Below are 14368 nucleotides of genomic sequence, written 5' to 3' on the forward strand. Positions count from 1 at the left end.
CGCCCCAGTCTGCCCGGGGACTACAGCGGGCTGGAGCAGGCCTTGCTCCAGGTGTTCGTCGTCGATGAGAACAGCCGCCAGTTCATGGCCGAGCGGGTCTTCGGGCCGTAGATGCCGTCGGCCGTGAGCTTGTGCCGCTTCTGCACCGCCTTGACCACTCCGCGGGTGTTGCTGCCGTACACGCCGTCCACTGTGAGGCGGTACCCGTAGCAGTAGTTCAGGTTGCGCTGCAGGGTCCGGATCGCCGTGTCGGGATCACCGGTGCGCGCGGAACCGCGGTACGGGTCGTCGCCGGACATGAGGTTGCAGGTCGTACTGGGGCTGTTCCACACCGACGGCATCGGGACACCCCACCCTGTCTTGCCGACCGGTACCAGCCGCGCGGACCGGCACTGCGTCAATGCGGCCGCGGCCCGGGTCTCCGCCTGGGCGTCCGTCTTCGCTTCCGCTGAGTCAGCCTTCGGCGGCTGTACTGCGGGGGCGGCGCCACCCGAGGCGGCGGAGCCTTCCTGGGGCGGGTTGTTCCCGTTGGCCGCGACGGCCGCCACGGCGATCGGGCTGACGAGGATCGCGACGACGGCGACGGCCTTTCGAGGGGTGAGCTTGAAGAGGGACAGGTTCCGGAGCGACGGGATGCGGACGGCCATGGGTTCTCTCCTGGTGCGGTCGATCCCGGGGCGGCCGGGAATGCCTCCACGCAAGACGGTCCCACGCCGGTGGCCCCGCCGCCTAGGGCTCGGTGGCGGAAAGCGCACGGACGATCACTTCCGGTGCGGCTGTCCGCCGTGGGCGAGAATCTGGCACTCGAGTTGACCGAGTGCTAATCGCCGCCTAGATTCGGTGTTGGCACTCTCCACTCGAGGGTGCCAGCGGCCCGGCCTCTGATCCCCGCGACGGCAGAGGTGAACGGCCGCTCGCAGCACCTGCAGAACACACCAAGAACTCGACCGTGGAGGTCAGCAAGTGTCGGTCACGATCAAGCCGCTCGAGGACCGCGTCCTCGTTGCGCCGCTCGAAGCCGAGCAGACCACGAAGTCCGGCCTGGTCATCCCGGACACCGCCAAGGAGAAGCCCCAGGAGGGCGAGATCCTCGCCGTCGGCCCCGGCCGCATCGACGACAACGGCAACCGCGTCCCGCTGGACGTCAGCGTCGGCGACAAGGTCATCTACTCGAAGTACGGCGGCACCGAGGTCAAGTACGACGGCCAGGACTACCTGATCCTGGGCGCCCGCGACATCCTCGCAGTCGTCACCAAGTGATGTAAGGGCGTGCCTCCTCGTCCGGTGCGTGCCGCGTGGCTCTGCCCGCTACCGCGCGGGACGAGGGGACACACCCTCGCTCGCTGTTCTGACTGACACCGCTCCGGTGCCGGATGCCGGCGCCGGAGCGGAGTCGATTCCGGACCCGCGAGCCCCATGTTGAAACTCAGAGAGGGACTAGTTTTCCATGCCGAAGATCCTCGAGTTCGACGAGAACGCGCGGCGCGCGCTGGAGCGCGGCGTCGACAAGCTCGCGAACACGGTGAAGGTGACGCTGGGGCCCAAGGGCCGCTACGTCGTGCTGGACAAGAAGTGGGGCGCCCCGACCATCACCAACGACGGTGTCACCGTCGCGCGTGAGGTCGAGCTGGACGACCCGTTCGAGAACCTGGGTGCGCAGCTGGCCAAGGAGGTTGCCACCAAGACCAACGACATCGCCGGTGACGGTACGACCACCGCGACCGTGCTCGCCCAGGCGCTGGTGCACGAGGGCCTGCGCGCCGTCGCGGCCGGGGTCAACCCGATGGGCCTGAAGAAGGGCATCGAGGCGGCCGTCGAGGCCGTGTCGGCGAAGCTGATCGAGACCGCGCGGCCGGTCGACGACAAGGGCGACATGGCCCACGTCGCCACCATCTCCGCCCGGGACCCCGAGATCGGCACCCTGATCGCGGAGGCCTTCGACAAGGTCGGCAAGGACGGCGTCATCACCGTCGAGGAGTCGAACACGTTCGGCACCGAGCTCGACTTCACCGAGGGCATGCAGTTCGACAAGGGCTTCATCTCGCCCTACTTCATCACCGACGCCGAGGCCGGCGAAGCGGTGCTGGACGACCCGTACATCCTGATCAACCAGGGCAAGATCTCCGCGGTCTCGGACCTGCTGCCGCTGCTGGAGAAGGTCGTGCAGTCCGGCAAGTCGCTGCTGATCATCTCCGAGGACGTCGAGGGCGAGGCCCTGTCGACCCTGGTGGTCAACAAGATCCGCGGCAACTTCACCTCCGTCGCCGTCAAGGCGCCGGGCTTCGGCGACCGCCGCAAGGCGATGCTCGAGGACCTGGCCGCGCTGACCGGCGCCCAGGTGGTCGCTCCCGAGGTCGGCCTCAAGCTGGACCAGGTCGGCCTGGAGGTGCTCGGCACCGCCCGTCGCATCGTCGTCAGCAAGGACAACACCACCGTCGTCGAGGGTGGCGGCAAGTCCGACGACATCGAGGGCCGGGTCAACCAGATCAAGTCCGAGATCGAGCGCACCGACTCCGACTGGGACCGCGAGAAGCTGCAGGAGCGGCTGGCCAAGCTGGCCGGTGGCGTCTGCGTGATCAAGGTCGGCGCGGCCACCGAGGTCGAGCTGAAGGAGAAGAAGCACCGGATCGAGGACGCCGTCTCGGCGACCCGTGCGGCCATCGAGGAGGGCATCGTCGCCGGTGGCGGCTCCGCTCTCATCCACGCCGGCGCGGTGCTGGAGAACGGCCTGGACCTCGAGGGTGACGAGCTCGCCGGTGTCCGGATCGTCCGCAAGGCCATCGTCGAGCCGCTGCGCTGGATCGCGGAGAACGGTGGCTACGAGGGCTACGTCGTCACCGCCAAGGTGGCCGAGCTCGAGGTCGGCAGCGGCTTCAACGCCGCCACCGGCGAGTACGGCGACCTGCTGGCCCAGGGCGTCCTGGACCCGGTCAAGGTGACCCGGTCCGCCCTCGCCAACGCCGGCTCCATCGCGGCCCTCCTCCTCACCACGGAGACCCTGGTCGTCGACAAGCCCGAAGATGAAGAGCCCGCCGCAGGCGGTCACGGCCACGGTCACGGCCACTGATTCCTCGGCACCCGCTCCACCCGAACTGCCCGGCCGGTCCCCTCGGACCAGCCGGGCAGTTCGTCTTCCCCAGCCCGAGTCGCGCAGTACGCGAGCCGGCGTACGGACCGACAGGTAGTACTCGGAGAAACCGCGGTGCAGCTGACTCGCGCAGGCGCGGGCGCGGGCGTGAACCTAGACCTCTTCCTGTCCCTCGGTACGGCGACGCCTCACCAACCGCCGCCATCGGCAGAGGCGGTCGCCCCAGCGGCCCGGACCGGGCGCTGTGGACTGGTACGAGCGCGGTCTGCTGGAAACGCTGGACGGCGCCCGCGTACTCGATATCGGGTGTGGCGCCGGGCGCAACAGCCGCTGGTTCGCGCAGCACGGCGCGAGCGTGGAGGGCATCGACCTCGCGGCGCCCCTGCTCGAACGCGTTCGGCCGGACATGCCCGGCTCGGTGAACCTGACCGCACTGGACGTACTGCGCGACCCACTCCCGGCCGGCCAGTTCGACCTGGTCTACGACTCCGGTTGCTTCCGCCACATCGCGCCGCACCGACGCATCACCTACCTCGAGCGCGCACTGCCGATGGTGTGCCCCGGAGGCCGGTTCGGCATCGTCACGCTCGCCGCCGAGCGCATGCAGACCCCCGACGACAACGAGGTCGTCAGGACCGGCGACACCTCCGGCGGAACGGCCTTCTCCCGCGACGACCTCGGCAGCATCTTCACCCCGCTCAGCCCCGTCGAGATCCGCCAGGTCCACCCCGACCGAGAGGGCACCTTCGGAGCCGACTTCCTCAACGCGGCCCTGTTCACCGCACCCTGAGTGACGCAGTACGCGAGCCGGTGTTCGGACCGACAGGAAGTACTCAGGAAAACCGCGACGCCGCTGGGTCGTGCAGGCGTGGGCGTGAACGGGAACCGCAACATCGGCCTGTCGCTCGGTACGGCGGCGCCCCGCCAACCGCCGCCATCGGCAGATGCTGTGGAGCGCACCCGGCCCGCAGTCAGCAACCGCCGAACCAGGGGCGCGGCGGAGGGCTGGTCGGCGTACTTGCTCACCGGTTGTAGTGAAAAAAGCTCAGTGATTACGCGTTGCCACTATGCAAGCGGGGGTGGCCGCCGTACTATCTTGCAGGCTGACCGGTCTGGAACGAGGGGGGCGAGGGGTGACCGAGGTCCAAGTACCGCACACCCACGATCGGGTCGAGCTCCGTGACCTGGCCGCAGCTGCGGCTGAAGGTGATCGGAATGCTCTGAACGACCTGCTCACCAGGGTGCGGGCAGTCGCCCACCGCTACGTGCGGTCGAGGCTCTGGACCTACCCCGGCGGCGCCGACATGGTCGACGACGTCGCGCAAGAGGTCTGTGTCGCGGTATTCGGCGCTCTGGGCCGGTACCGGGACGAGGGGAGGCCGTTCGAGGCCTTCGTCTACGGCATCGCGGCCCGCAAGGTCGCCGATGCCCAGCGTGCGTTCGCGGTCGCGGACTTGTCGACGCCGGATCTTCCGGACGGGGCGGACGAGTCACCGACGCCGGAGGAGCACGCCGTACGCCATTCAGAGGTCCAGCACATCGTGAGCCTGCTGGACAGGTTGCCGGAGAAGCTGCGGGAGATCCTGCGGCTCCGGGTGGTAGCGGGGATGTCAGCCGAGGAGACCGGCCGGGCACTGGGGATGACACCGGGGGCGGTGAGGGTCGCACAACATCGGGCGTTGAACACGCTCAGGGGGTTTGTGGGGCATGAGGCAAAGATGGAACGAGGGGCAGGGGAGGAGCGACATGGCTGACCGTTTTGATCTCGACGCGATCGAAGCAGATGACGCGTTGCTCGACCTGCTCGCAGCCGGTGGGGAGTCCGCCTGGGAGGCGGGCGAGCACGACCCGGCCCTGAAGCTGCTGGCCGATCTGCGGCTCGCGGTGGAGGTCGAGGACGAGCTCCCGGTCGAGACGATCGACGATCCGGAGAACTTCCTGGCGCGCTGCGCCGCGTTGAACCCGGTGACGGACCCGTTCGCGCGCAAGATGGCCGCCCGGGGTCTGGCCCTGGGTGTCGCCGCGGTGGCCGCGCTGTCGGTCTCCGGCGTGGCCGCGGCCGTGACCGGCGATCCGCTGTCGCCGTACGAGAAGGTCATCGAGAAGGTCGTCGACGGGCTGCGTCCGCAGACGAGCTTCCCGCAGGAGCAACTCGACGGCATGCCGGTGGTCGACAAGACGAAGATCGTCAAGGTCGCGAAGGACTACCAGAAGAAGGTCGAAGAGCAGAAGGCGGCCGCCGAGGAGAAGGTGGCGCAGAACGAGGACCCGCTGACCTTCCCGCCGGCCTCGGTTGTCGCCCAGACGCCGCCGCTGCTGCTGGCCCGGCCTCAACCGACGCAGGTGGAGGAGCCGACCACGGTCCAGGAGCCGGTCGAAGAACAGCCGGTCCAGCCGCAGCAGCCGGTCGACGAGCCGACCACGCCCACCGAGGACCCGACCGCGCCGACGGCCACCACGCCGCCGCCGACCGAGACCACGGACCCGCCGCCGACCACCACCGAGCCGACCACGCCGGTCGAGCCCGGTAGCGGTTCGAACGGCGACCCGGGGACGCAGCCGACCGCCCCGCCGGAGACCGGTACGGGCGAGGCGGGCACCGGTGGCAGCGGCGACACCAGCACTGGTGACACGACCACAGGTGACACCACGGCCGGTGGTGACCAGACCGGCGACACCGCTCCGCAGAGCGGCGGCGGCGGCGAGCAGTCCGAGTCGGCCGACCTGCCCGTAGGCAACCCGCCCGCGGCGCAGTCCGCCGACCAGGGCAACAAGACCGACGAGCGGGCAGCCGACGAGAAGCCCACGATCGAGGTCCCGCCGGTGCTGTCGCTCGCACCGGTTGTGCCGGTCGTACCCGTTGTGCCGGTCGAGGAGCCGACCCGCCTGGAGCAGTACATCGGCAAGTCGGCCGCGTCAGGCGCCAAGCACTCCAACGGCAAGCCGTGGGTGGGCTACGTCAGGGCGAAGTACGCCACCGGCAAGCACTCCAGCGGCCTGTACGCCGAGGGCAGGCACGCCGCGATCGCCCGGGCGCACGGATCCATGAAGCCGGTCACTCTCCGTCAGATCCTGGGAGTCCTGAACACCCCGATGACCGGTCTCTGACCGAGCCACCCACCGCCCACCCACCGCTCGGTGACCGGGCCGGGGGGTGGCTGCCGGGCGGGACCGATTCGGGGCGGCGGGTAGGCGCGGCATACGATGGGGTCCCGTTCTCGCCGTGCAAAGGTGCCTGCCTTCCTCATGGACATCACACCCGCTGGAGTTCCCGACAAGTTCGCCGTCCTCGGCCTGACGTTCGACGACGTGCTGCTGCAGCCGAACGAGTCCGACGTCATCCCCTCCGAAGTCAGTACCAAGTCCCGGGTCAGCCGGAACATCGAGGTCAACATCCCGCTGCTGTCCAGCGCGATGGACACCGTCACCGAGGCCCGGATGGCGATCGCGATGGCGCGCCAGGGCGGCCTCGGCGTACTGCACCGCAACCTCTCGATCGAGGACCAGGCCCAGCAGGTGGATCTGGTCAAGCGCTCCGAGTCCGGCATGATCGCCCAGCCGATCACCATCGGCCCGGACGCCACCATCGGTGAGGCCGACGCGCTCTGCGGCCAGTACCGGATCTCCGGCGTGCCGGTGGTCGACAACGCCGGCGTTCTCGTCGGCATCGTGACGAACCGGGACATGCGGTTCGAGAACGACCCGTCCCGGCCGATCCACGAGGTGATGACGCGGCAGCCGCTGGTCACCGGCCCGCAGGGCATCTCCGCGGACGACGCGATCAAGCTGCTGAGCCAGCACAAGATCGAGAAGCTGCCGCTGGTCGACGAGGCCGGCAAGCTGACCGGCCTGATCACGCTGAAGGACTTCGTCAAGCGCGACCAGTTCCCGCTCGCCACCAAGGACTCCGCCGGCCGGCTCGTCGTCGGTGCCGCCATCGGCTTCTTCGGCGAGGCGTGGAAGCGCGCGATGACGCTGATCGAGGCCGGTGTGGACGTGCTCGTGGTCGACACCGCGCACGGTCACTCGCAGGCCCAGCTGGAGATCATCCGCAAGCTCAAGGCCGACCCGGCCACCCAGGGCGTGGACATCGTCGGCGGCAACGTGGGTACCCGCGCGGGCGCCCAGGCGCTGGTCGACGCTGGCGCCGACGGCGTCAAGGTCGGCGTGGGCCCGGGCTCGATCTGTACGACGCGCGTCGTGTCCGGCGTCGGCGTCCCGCAGGTCACCGCGATCTACGAGGCGTCGCTCGCCTGCAAGCCGGCCGGCGTACCGGTGATCGGCGACGGCGGCCTGCAGTACTCCGGCGATATCGCCAAAGCCCTCGTGGCCGGCGCGGACACCGTGATGCTCGGCTCGCTGCTCGCCGGCTGCGAGGAGTCCCCGGGTGACCTGGTCTTCATCAACGGCAAGCAGTTCAAGGCCTACCGGGGCATGGGTTCGCTGGGCGCGATGCAGTCCGGTGGTCTGCGCAAGTCCTACTCCAAGGACCGCTACTTCCAGAGCGACGTCGGCAGTGACGAGAAGCTGATCGCCGAGGGTGTCGAGGGCCAGGTGCCGTACCGCGGCCCGCTGTCCGCCGTCGCGCACCAGCTGATCGGCGGCCTGCGCCAGTCGATGTGGTATTGCGGGTCCCGGACGGTCCCGGACCTGCAGGACAAGGGCACGTTCGTGCGGATCACCTCCGCCGGGCTGCAGGAGTCGCACCCGCACGACATCCAGATGACGGTCGAGGCGCCGAACTACTCCGGCCGCTGACCCGCCACCACCCAGAAGGAACCAGATGACCGAGATCGAGATCGGCCGCGCCAAGCGGGGCCGGCAGGCCTACGCGTTCGACCACATCGCGATCGTGCCGTCGCGGCGGACCCGGGACCCCGAGGAGGTCTCGGTCGCCTGGCAGATCGACGCGTACCGGTTCGAGCTGCCGATCCTGGCCGCGCCGATGGACTCGGTGATGTCGCCGGCCACCGCGATCGCGATCGGCAAGGCCGGCGGTCTCGGCGTCCTGAACCTCGAGGGCCTCTGGACCCGGTACGACGACCCGACGTCCTTGCTGGAGGAGATCACCACCATCAGCAAGGAAGCCGCCACCACGCGGCTGCAGGAGATCTACTCGGCGCCGATCAAGCCCGAGCTGATCTCCCAGCGGGTGCAGGAGATCCGCGACTCCGGTGTCACCGTCGCGGGTGCTCTCTCGCCGCAGCGGACCAAGCAGTTCGCCAAGCACGTGGTGGACGCCGGGGTCGACCTGTTCGTCATCCGCGGTACGACGGTGTCGGCGGAGCACGTCTCCGGTCAGGCCGAGCCCCTCAACCTGAAGCAGTTCATCTACGACCTCGACGTACCGGTCATCGTCGGCGGGTGCGCCACCCACCAGGCCGCACTGCACCTGATGCGGACGGGCGCGGCCGGAGTACTGGTCGGCTTCGGCGGCGGCGCGGCGCACACCACCCGCAAGGTGCTCGGTGTGGCGGTGCCGATGGCTTCGGCCGTCGCGGACGTGGCCGCGGCGCGCAGGGACTACATGGACGAGTCCGGCGGCCGGTATGTGCACGTCATCGCGGACGGGTCGGTCGGCCGGTCGGGTGACGTGGCCAAGGCGATCGCGTGTGGCGCTGACGCGGTCATGGTCGGCTCGCCGTTGGCGCGGGCGAGCGACGCTCCCGGTGGCGGTTTCCACTGGGGAGCGGAGGCCTGGCACCAGGACCTGCCGCGCGGTGAGCGGGTCGAGGTCGGCGTGACCGGCACGATGGAGCAGATCCTGTTCGGCCCGTCCTGGGTGCCGGACGGCACGATGAACCTGGTCGGCGCGCTCAAGCGGGCGATGGCGACCACCGGCTACACGGAGCTGAAGGAGTTCCAGCGGGTCGAGGTCGTCGTCGGGTGACGACCGGCGTCCTGCTGCTGCACGGCTCCAGCGGCAAGCCCGACCTGGACCGCGTCCAGATTCTGGCGGCTGCAGGGTACGACGTGGTCGCGCCGCAGTGGTTCGACCATCGCATCAGCGAGATCCCGCTGGAGTCGTTCCCGCTGGACGAGTTGGCCGCGCGCAACGACCGGCTGATCACCATGGGGATGTCGCGTGGTGCCGAGGCGGCGCTGCTGCTCGGCACTCTCGATCCGCGGGTCGACGCGGTGGTCGCGATCGCTCCGAGTGCGTATGCGTGGGGCTGGATCGAGAACGGCGTCCAGACTTCGGCCTGGACCTGGCAAGGTGAGCCGCTCCCGTTCGTCCCGTTCGACCTCGACTGGAAGCCCGACGACGACCCGCCGAGCTACGTCGGGATGTACCGCTCGTCGATGAAGAAGTTCCCCGACGAGCTCGAGGCAGCGCGGATCCCGGCGGAGCGGTTCACCGGTGAGCTGCTACTGCTCGCGGGGGGTGACGACAAGCTCTGGCCATCGGTGGAGTTCGCCGAGCAGATCGCGTCGCCCCGAGGAGGCCTCGTCACCGAGGTGCTGATCTCGGGCCAGGCAGGCCACCGCCTGATCTTTCCCGGCGAAGAGCCGAAGACGACCGGCCGGCGGATGGCCCGCGGCGGCACCGACGAAGCCGACCGGAGGTTCGGCGCCGAAGTCTGGCCGCACGTCCTCCGCGTTCTCGAGGGCTGAAACCAGCTCGGAGAAAGAAGGCGCGACACCTGCGGCAGGTGATCGGGTTTGAGGGGTTCTGGAAGGATTGCGGCATGGGATTGTTCAGCCGGAACAGCAGCAAGGACGCCGACAACGTTGCCCTCGCCGCCGCGCGGGCCAGACTCTCCTCCGAGGACGTCGACCAGGTTCGCTTCCTTATCACCACCAAGAAGAACCTCTTGGCGGTGAAGCTGGTGCACGAGCGGACCGGCCTCGACCTCAAGCACGCGAAGGACCTCGTCGACGAGATCAGGCTCGGCCGCTACGTGCCGCCCGTGACCGACACGCCGGTCGTCCGCAGGCCAGGCGCCAACCTCGCCGAGCGCACGCGCGCGCTCAAGGCCGCCGGTGAGCTCCACCAAGCGACCGCCCTGGTCGTCAGCGAGACGGGCATGACCGAACTCGAGGCCGGCCTCTTCGTCGGCGCCTTGAAAAGCGAAGTCCAGGACTCCTAGCGGCCAAGCACCGCTAGCCCTTCACGTAGGACAGCTTCTCGGCGATCTTCCCGTCGCGCAGCTGGATCACGTCGACTCCGCGCACGTGGCCGCGGCTGCCGTCCGGTTCACGCCAGGAGAACCTCCACCGGACGACGGCACGGTCTCCCAGCACAGCCGACTCCTCGGTCTCGAACAACGCGTCCGGAGTCTCGTCGAACAACCTCTGCCACTGCTCCCGTACTGCGTCCGCTCCCTCGAAGCGGGCCCCGTCCGGAGCAGGCGAGGTGGACTCGAACACGCAGTCGTCCGTCATCTGCGCCATGATCGCGTCGACATCCCCGCGCCCGAAGGCATCGCCGAGCGCGGCCACCGCCGCGTGCGCCGGAGTCCAGGCCGGATCCCGCCCGAAGGCGCCCAGCAGCGAGTCCGCCGGATCCGAGAACCCATTCACCCGATCGCCGATCGCGCCGCCACCGCGGTAGAGATCCTCGCGCTCCTTGAACCACTGGGCGATCCCGTCCACCACCTCGGGATCCATCCGAGCGTTCGCGCCGATCGCGACCGCCAGATCCCAGCCGTGGATCAGATGGTCCGCAGCCAGTTGATAGACGTACTCCGCCGCCTGCTCCTCGCCGTACGACAGCTGCACGGAGCTGCCCCGGAGTACGGGCTCGGTGATCGCGTTCTGCGCGGCGCGGGCGGCATGTGCGGCGGCCGAGGCCGGGTCGTCGCCCAGCAGGTCACCTTCGAGCGAGTCGCCGACGTCCTCGATGGTCCGGCCGGCCATCAGCGGCACGGTCCAGCGTTCCTCGCCGACGACGTGGTTCACCAGCGTCCGCACGTCCCAGTCGGTGCACGGCGTCGGGTCGCCCCACTGATCGGGCCCGACCGCGGCGACGTTGCGGACGAAGTCCTCGCTGGCGCGTCTGTGCAGCTCTACGACATCCATCGCAAACCCCCCTCGCCGCCAGACTGCGCCTGCCGGGGAGCGGCAGTCAATGAGGTCCGGGGCTGCTGCCGGATCCGCCTAGGTCTGCAACTGCTGGGCTGCTTCGTGGGCGTGCTGTGAGGCGGTGAAGTCGCCGGTCGCGGCAAGCAGGTCGCCGTGGTGCCGGTAGCAGGCGCCGGCCAGGTCCTTCACCTCGAGATCAGTCATCGTGAACGGGATCAGCGCGGTGGCCACGTCAGCGCTCCAGCCGGCCAGGTCGAGCGCCATGTCGGTCTGCCCGGCGGCGTGGTACGCCTCGGAGAGGTCCAGCAGCACCTGTGCCCAGACCGGCGCGTAGCTGCTCGTCTCGTACCGCATCCGGTGCGACTCGCGCTCCGACGAGATCGCGAACAGGTAGTGCGCCTCGAGCCCGAGCGTCAGCGCGGTCTCCGCGTCGTGTGTGAGCATCGGCCGGACCAGTTCGGCCAGCTCAGTGGCCCGGACCGCGGCCGACTCGGGATCTGTCCGGCCGGAGACGGTCGCCAGCGTCATCCCGGGTGCGGGCTCGCTCAGCGCCAGCAGGCGGTGGTACTGCTCGTATGGCCCGAGCTTGATCTCGGCGTTCTCCAGCGCGGTGGTCAGCGACGGCGGGATGCCGCGGTCGATCTCCTCGGTGACCAGCGCGGCGGTGGCCGGATCCGTCGCGAACGCGGTCCGCAGGCAGTTCTCGCCCTCGATGATCCGGCCGACGACCTCCAGGTGCTTGCCCTTGCGGGTCAGTGCGGAGACGAGCGTGCGCAGGTCGGTCGCGGACTCCGAGTCGGCCAGCGTGTCGGCGGTGTTGAGCCCGATCTCGTCCGCCTCGAGCGCCAGGTCGAGCCGCCCCTCGGCAGCGTGCACGTCGGCCGAGACCGCGGTGGCCGAGCAGAGGTAGCGCGCGTACGACAAGGACTGCGGGCTCGCGTTGATCTGGTCGGCGAGCTGGAGGAACAGCTGGGTGGCCGCGTCCGCGGAGGCGACGGCCAGGTCGGGGTCGCCGTACCGGCGCAGGATGAGCGCGTTCATCGCCAGCACCCGGGCGAAGTCGGGCTGGTGCAGCACGCCGTCGTCGCCACCGACCAGCTGGCCGTAGGCGATCACCGCGCCGTCTATCTCCAGTACCGCGGTCGCGCCGTAGCCACGGTGTGCCTGGGTCATCGCGCGCCGCGCGCGGACATCGGCGAGGAAGGAGGTGGCCTCCAACTCGCCCGCGTCGCTGAGCTCGGTATAGCCGAGTTGAGCCTCGTGCAAAGCGGCAAGCGCTTCCTCGTGACGACCCGACGCGTTCAGGGAGCCGGCCAGCTCGTACTGCGTCGCCGCCATCAGGTGCCTGGCCTCGTAGTGGTCCGGGCGGTCCCCGGCTCGCTCCCTGGCCAGCTCGATCACACGCTGCTGGTACGGTCCGGCCTCGTCGGCGCGCCCCTCTTCGATCAGCACCTGGGCTGTCTGCAGAGCCTCGCCGAGCTCATCCTCAGGAGGCGTCCAGAGCCCCCCGCTGTCCACCATCTTTACAACCCACCCCTTCACACGCTCAGTCGCTCACCTTAGCGCCATCTTTACCGAACTCGCTCGTGATCGGGGCCAGGACATCAGTGCCGTGGCCAAGTACTGACACGAGCTGTTACCGACAGGTAGCCTGGATGAATGAGCGAGCAGACCTCGATCCCTGCTGACCCCGAGCTCGACCCGACCGCGTCGTACGCGACCGACCAGTCGGTCATCCGCCGCCTGGCCGGTCTGTTGCGCGCGTCGGCGGGCACTCGGACGACCTACGCACCCGCGACCGGCCAGCCGATCGCGGAGCTGCCCCTGTCCAGCCCGGACGACGTGCTCGCCGCGGTCCGGTCGGCGCGTCGCGCCCAGCGCGGCTGGAAGAACGTCTCGCTGGCCGATCGGGCGGCCATCCTGCTGCGCTACCACGACCTCGTGCTGGACCATCGGCACGAGCTGATGGACCTGGTCATCGTCGAGTCCGGCAAGGCCCGCAAGCAGGCCTTCGAGGAAGTCGCGCACGTCGCCATGACCGCCCGGTACTACGGGCGCAAGGCCGCCGAGCTGCTCGAGCCGCAGCGCAGGTCCGGCATGTTCCCGCTCCTCACCCGGGCCGAGCAGCGGTTCGTGCCGAAGGGTGTCGTCGGCATCATCTCGCCCTGGAACTACCCGCTCAGCATGGCGATGGCCGATGGCCTCCCGGCGGTGCTGGCCGGCAACACCGTGGTCCACAAACCCGACAGCCAGACCCCGCTGACCGCGCTCCGGGCGCTCGAGCTGCTCTACGAGGCGGGGCTGCCTCGGGACGCCTGGGTGCCGGTGAACGGCGACGGCCCGACGGTCGGCGGCGCGATCATCCAGAACACCGACTACATCTGCTTCACCGGCTCCACCAAGACCGGCCGCCTGATCGCCCAGCAGGCCGGCGAGCGGCTGATCGGCTGCAGCCTGGAGCTCGGCGGCAAGAATCCCATGCTCGTACTGCGGGACGCCGACGTGCACCGGGCTGCCGAGGGAGCTGTCCGGGCCTGCTTCAACAGCGCGGGTCAGCTCTGCGTGTCGATGGAACGGCTGTACGTCGCGGACCAGATCTACGACTCGTTCGTGACAGCCTTCCTGGACCGGGTGAAGCGGATGAAGATCTCGGCCGGGACCGGTTGGGACGTGGACATGGGCTCGCTGGTCTCCAAGGCTCAGCTCGAGACCGTGACCCGTCATGTCGAGAACGCCCGGGCCAAGGGAGCCGTCGTCCTCGCCGGCGGCAAGCCCCGGCCGGACCTCGGGCCGCTCTTCTACGAGCCGACCGTGCTGTCCGGGGTGACGCCCGAGATGGAGTGCTTCGACAACGAGACCTTCGGGCCGGTCGTCTCGATCTACCGCTTCTCGGACGAGTCCGAGGCGATCGAGCGCGCCAACGAGGGCGAGTACGGGCTGAACGCGAGCGTCTGGACGCGGGACGCTCGCCGCGGTCGCGCCGTCGCGGCCCAACTGGTGGCCGGCTCGGTCAACGTGAACGAGGGCTACGGCGCGACCTTCGGCTCGCTCGACACCCCGATGGGCGGCATGCGCGCCTCCGGGCTCGGCCGCCGCCAGGGCGTCGAAGGCATCCGCCGGTACGTCGACCCGCAGGCGATCGCGACCCAGCGCCTGCTCCCGATCGCCGCCTCGCACGGCATCAAGGACGAGGCCTACGCGGAGTTCATGACCGGAGCCCTCCGAGTGTTGAAGAAGTTTGGTCGCGCATGACCG

13 protein-coding genes are annotated in these 14368 nt (G+C 69.6%); 10 read left to right on the forward strand and 3 right to left on the reverse strand.

Translation table 11 applies throughout. The features are described 5' to 3' along the window. Positions 1-20: 20 nt before the first annotated feature. A complete protein-coding gene (locus EV644_RS22695) occupies positions 21-647 on the reverse strand; it encodes a peptidoglycan-binding domain-containing protein (protein WP_132190702.1) in 627 nt (208 codons plus the stop codon). Positions 648-963: 316 nt separating this feature from the next. Between EV644_RS22695 and groES the strand changes: the two genes are divergently transcribed. From groES to EV644_RS22740, 9 genes are all read left to right on the forward strand, one after another. Next, positions 964-1260, forward strand: coding sequence for a co-chaperone GroES (groES, locus tag EV644_RS22700; protein WP_132190703.1), 297 nt, complete (start codon positions 964-966; stop codon positions 1258-1260). 187 nt (positions 1261-1447) lie between these two features. Then, entirely contained in the window at positions 1448-3067 is a 1620-nt protein-coding gene (gene groL / locus EV644_RS22705) for a chaperonin GroEL (protein WP_132190704.1), read from the forward strand. A 265-nt stretch (positions 3068-3332) separates the two neighbouring features. Continuing rightward, the gene (locus EV644_RS22710; protein WP_132190705.1) at positions 3333-3878 is read left to right on the forward strand and encodes a class I SAM-dependent methyltransferase; all 546 of its coding nucleotides are present in this window, start codon (positions 3333-3335) and stop codon (positions 3876-3878) included. 343 nt (positions 3879-4221) lie between these two features. Further along, on the forward strand, positions 4222-4842 hold the full coding sequence (shbA, locus tag EV644_RS22715) for an RNA polymerase sigma factor ShbA (protein ID WP_132333390.1): 621 nt from the start codon (positions 4222-4224) through the stop codon (positions 4840-4842). Next, on the forward strand, positions 4835-6196 hold the full coding sequence (locus EV644_RS22720; RefSeq protein WP_132190707.1) for a hypothetical protein: 1362 nt from the start codon (positions 4835-4837) through the stop codon (positions 6194-6196). Before shbA ends, EV644_RS22720 begins: the two co-directional genes overlap by 8 nt. Positions 6197-6334: 138 nt before the next feature. Then, positions 6335-7846: an IMP dehydrogenase gene (guaB, locus tag EV644_RS22725; protein ID WP_132190708.1), complete on the forward strand. Its 1512-nt coding sequence runs from the start codon at positions 6335-6337 to the stop codon at positions 7844-7846. A 25-nt stretch (positions 7847-7871) separates the two neighbouring features. Further along, positions 7872-8978, forward strand: a complete 1107-nt coding sequence (locus tag EV644_RS22730) for a GuaB3 family IMP dehydrogenase-related protein (protein ID WP_132190709.1) — start codon at positions 7872-7874, stop codon at positions 8976-8978. Next, positions 8975-9703 (forward strand): acyl-CoA thioester hydrolase/BAAT C-terminal domain-containing protein, encoded by a 729-nt coding sequence (locus EV644_RS22735; RefSeq protein WP_132190710.1) that lies wholly within the window; start codon positions 8975-8977, stop codon positions 9701-9703. Before EV644_RS22730 ends, EV644_RS22735 begins: the two co-directional genes overlap by 4 nt. A 74-nt stretch (positions 9704-9777) precedes the next feature. Next, positions 9778-10179 (forward strand): hypothetical protein, encoded by a 402-nt coding sequence (locus EV644_RS22740; RefSeq protein WP_132190711.1) that lies wholly within the window; start codon positions 9778-9780, stop codon positions 10177-10179. 13 nt (positions 10180-10192) lie between these two features. Here the strand turns inward: EV644_RS22740 and EV644_RS22745 are convergent, their stop codons facing one another. Both EV644_RS22745 and EV644_RS22750 read right to left on the reverse strand, forming a co-directional pair. Beyond that, positions 10193-11110 (reverse strand): TIGR03086 family metal-binding protein, encoded by a 918-nt coding sequence (locus tag EV644_RS22745; protein WP_132190712.1) that lies wholly within the window; start codon positions 11108-11110, stop codon positions 10193-10195. 78 nt (positions 11111-11188) lie between these two features. Further along, entirely contained in the window at positions 11189-12634 is a 1446-nt protein-coding gene (locus EV644_RS22750) for a tetratricopeptide repeat protein (RefSeq protein ID WP_241998636.1), read from the reverse strand. Positions 12635-12772: 138 nt separating this feature from the next. On the opposite strand from EV644_RS22750, the gene EV644_RS22755 reads away from it, so the two are divergent. Next, positions 12773-14365 (forward strand): succinic semialdehyde dehydrogenase, encoded by a 1593-nt coding sequence (locus EV644_RS22755; protein WP_132190713.1) that lies wholly within the window; start codon positions 12773-12775, stop codon positions 14363-14365. Positions 14366-14368: the final 3 nt, after the last annotated feature.

Origin of the sequence: Kribbella orskensis, assembly GCF_004342085.1 — a bacterium.
GTDB classification, from domain to species: Bacteria; Actinomycetota; Actinomycetes; order Propionibacteriales; family Kribbellaceae; genus Kribbella; species Kribbella orskensis.

What these genes read in the sequence shown, in the direction of transcription:
- EV644_RS22695 (WP_132190702.1), bottom strand. Translation starts at nt 647, where the DNA reads ATGGCCGTCCGCATCCCGTCGCTCCGGAACCTGTCCCTCTTCAAGCTC.
- groL (WP_132190704.1), top strand. Translation starts at nt 1,448, where the DNA reads ATGCCGAAGATCCTCGAGTTCGACGAGAACGCGCGGCGCGCGCTGGAG.
- EV644_RS22720 (WP_132190707.1), top strand. Translation starts at nt 4,835, where the DNA reads ATGGCTGACCGTTTTGATCTCGACGCGATCGAAGCAGATGACGCGTTG.
- guaB (WP_132190708.1), top strand. Translation starts at nt 6,335, where the DNA reads ATGGACATCACACCCGCTGGAGTTCCCGACAAGTTCGCCGTCCTCGGC.
- EV644_RS22730 (WP_132190709.1), top strand. Translation starts at nt 7,872, where the DNA reads ATGACCGAGATCGAGATCGGCCGCGCCAAGCGGGGCCGGCAGGCCTAC.
- EV644_RS22740 (WP_132190711.1), top strand. Translation starts at nt 9,778, where the DNA reads ATGGGATTGTTCAGCCGGAACAGCAGCAAGGACGCCGACAACGTTGCC.
- EV644_RS22745 (WP_132190712.1), bottom strand. Translation starts at nt 11,110, where the DNA reads ATGGATGTCGTAGAGCTGCACAGACGCGCCAGCGAGGACTTCGTCCGC.
- EV644_RS22750 (WP_241998636.1), bottom strand. Translation starts at nt 12,634, where the DNA reads ATGGTGGACAGCGGGGGGCTCTGGACGCCTCCTGAGGATGAGCTCGGC.
- EV644_RS22755 (WP_132190713.1), top strand. Translation starts at nt 12,773, where the DNA reads ATGAGCGAGCAGACCTCGATCCCTGCTGACCCCGAGCTCGACCCGACC.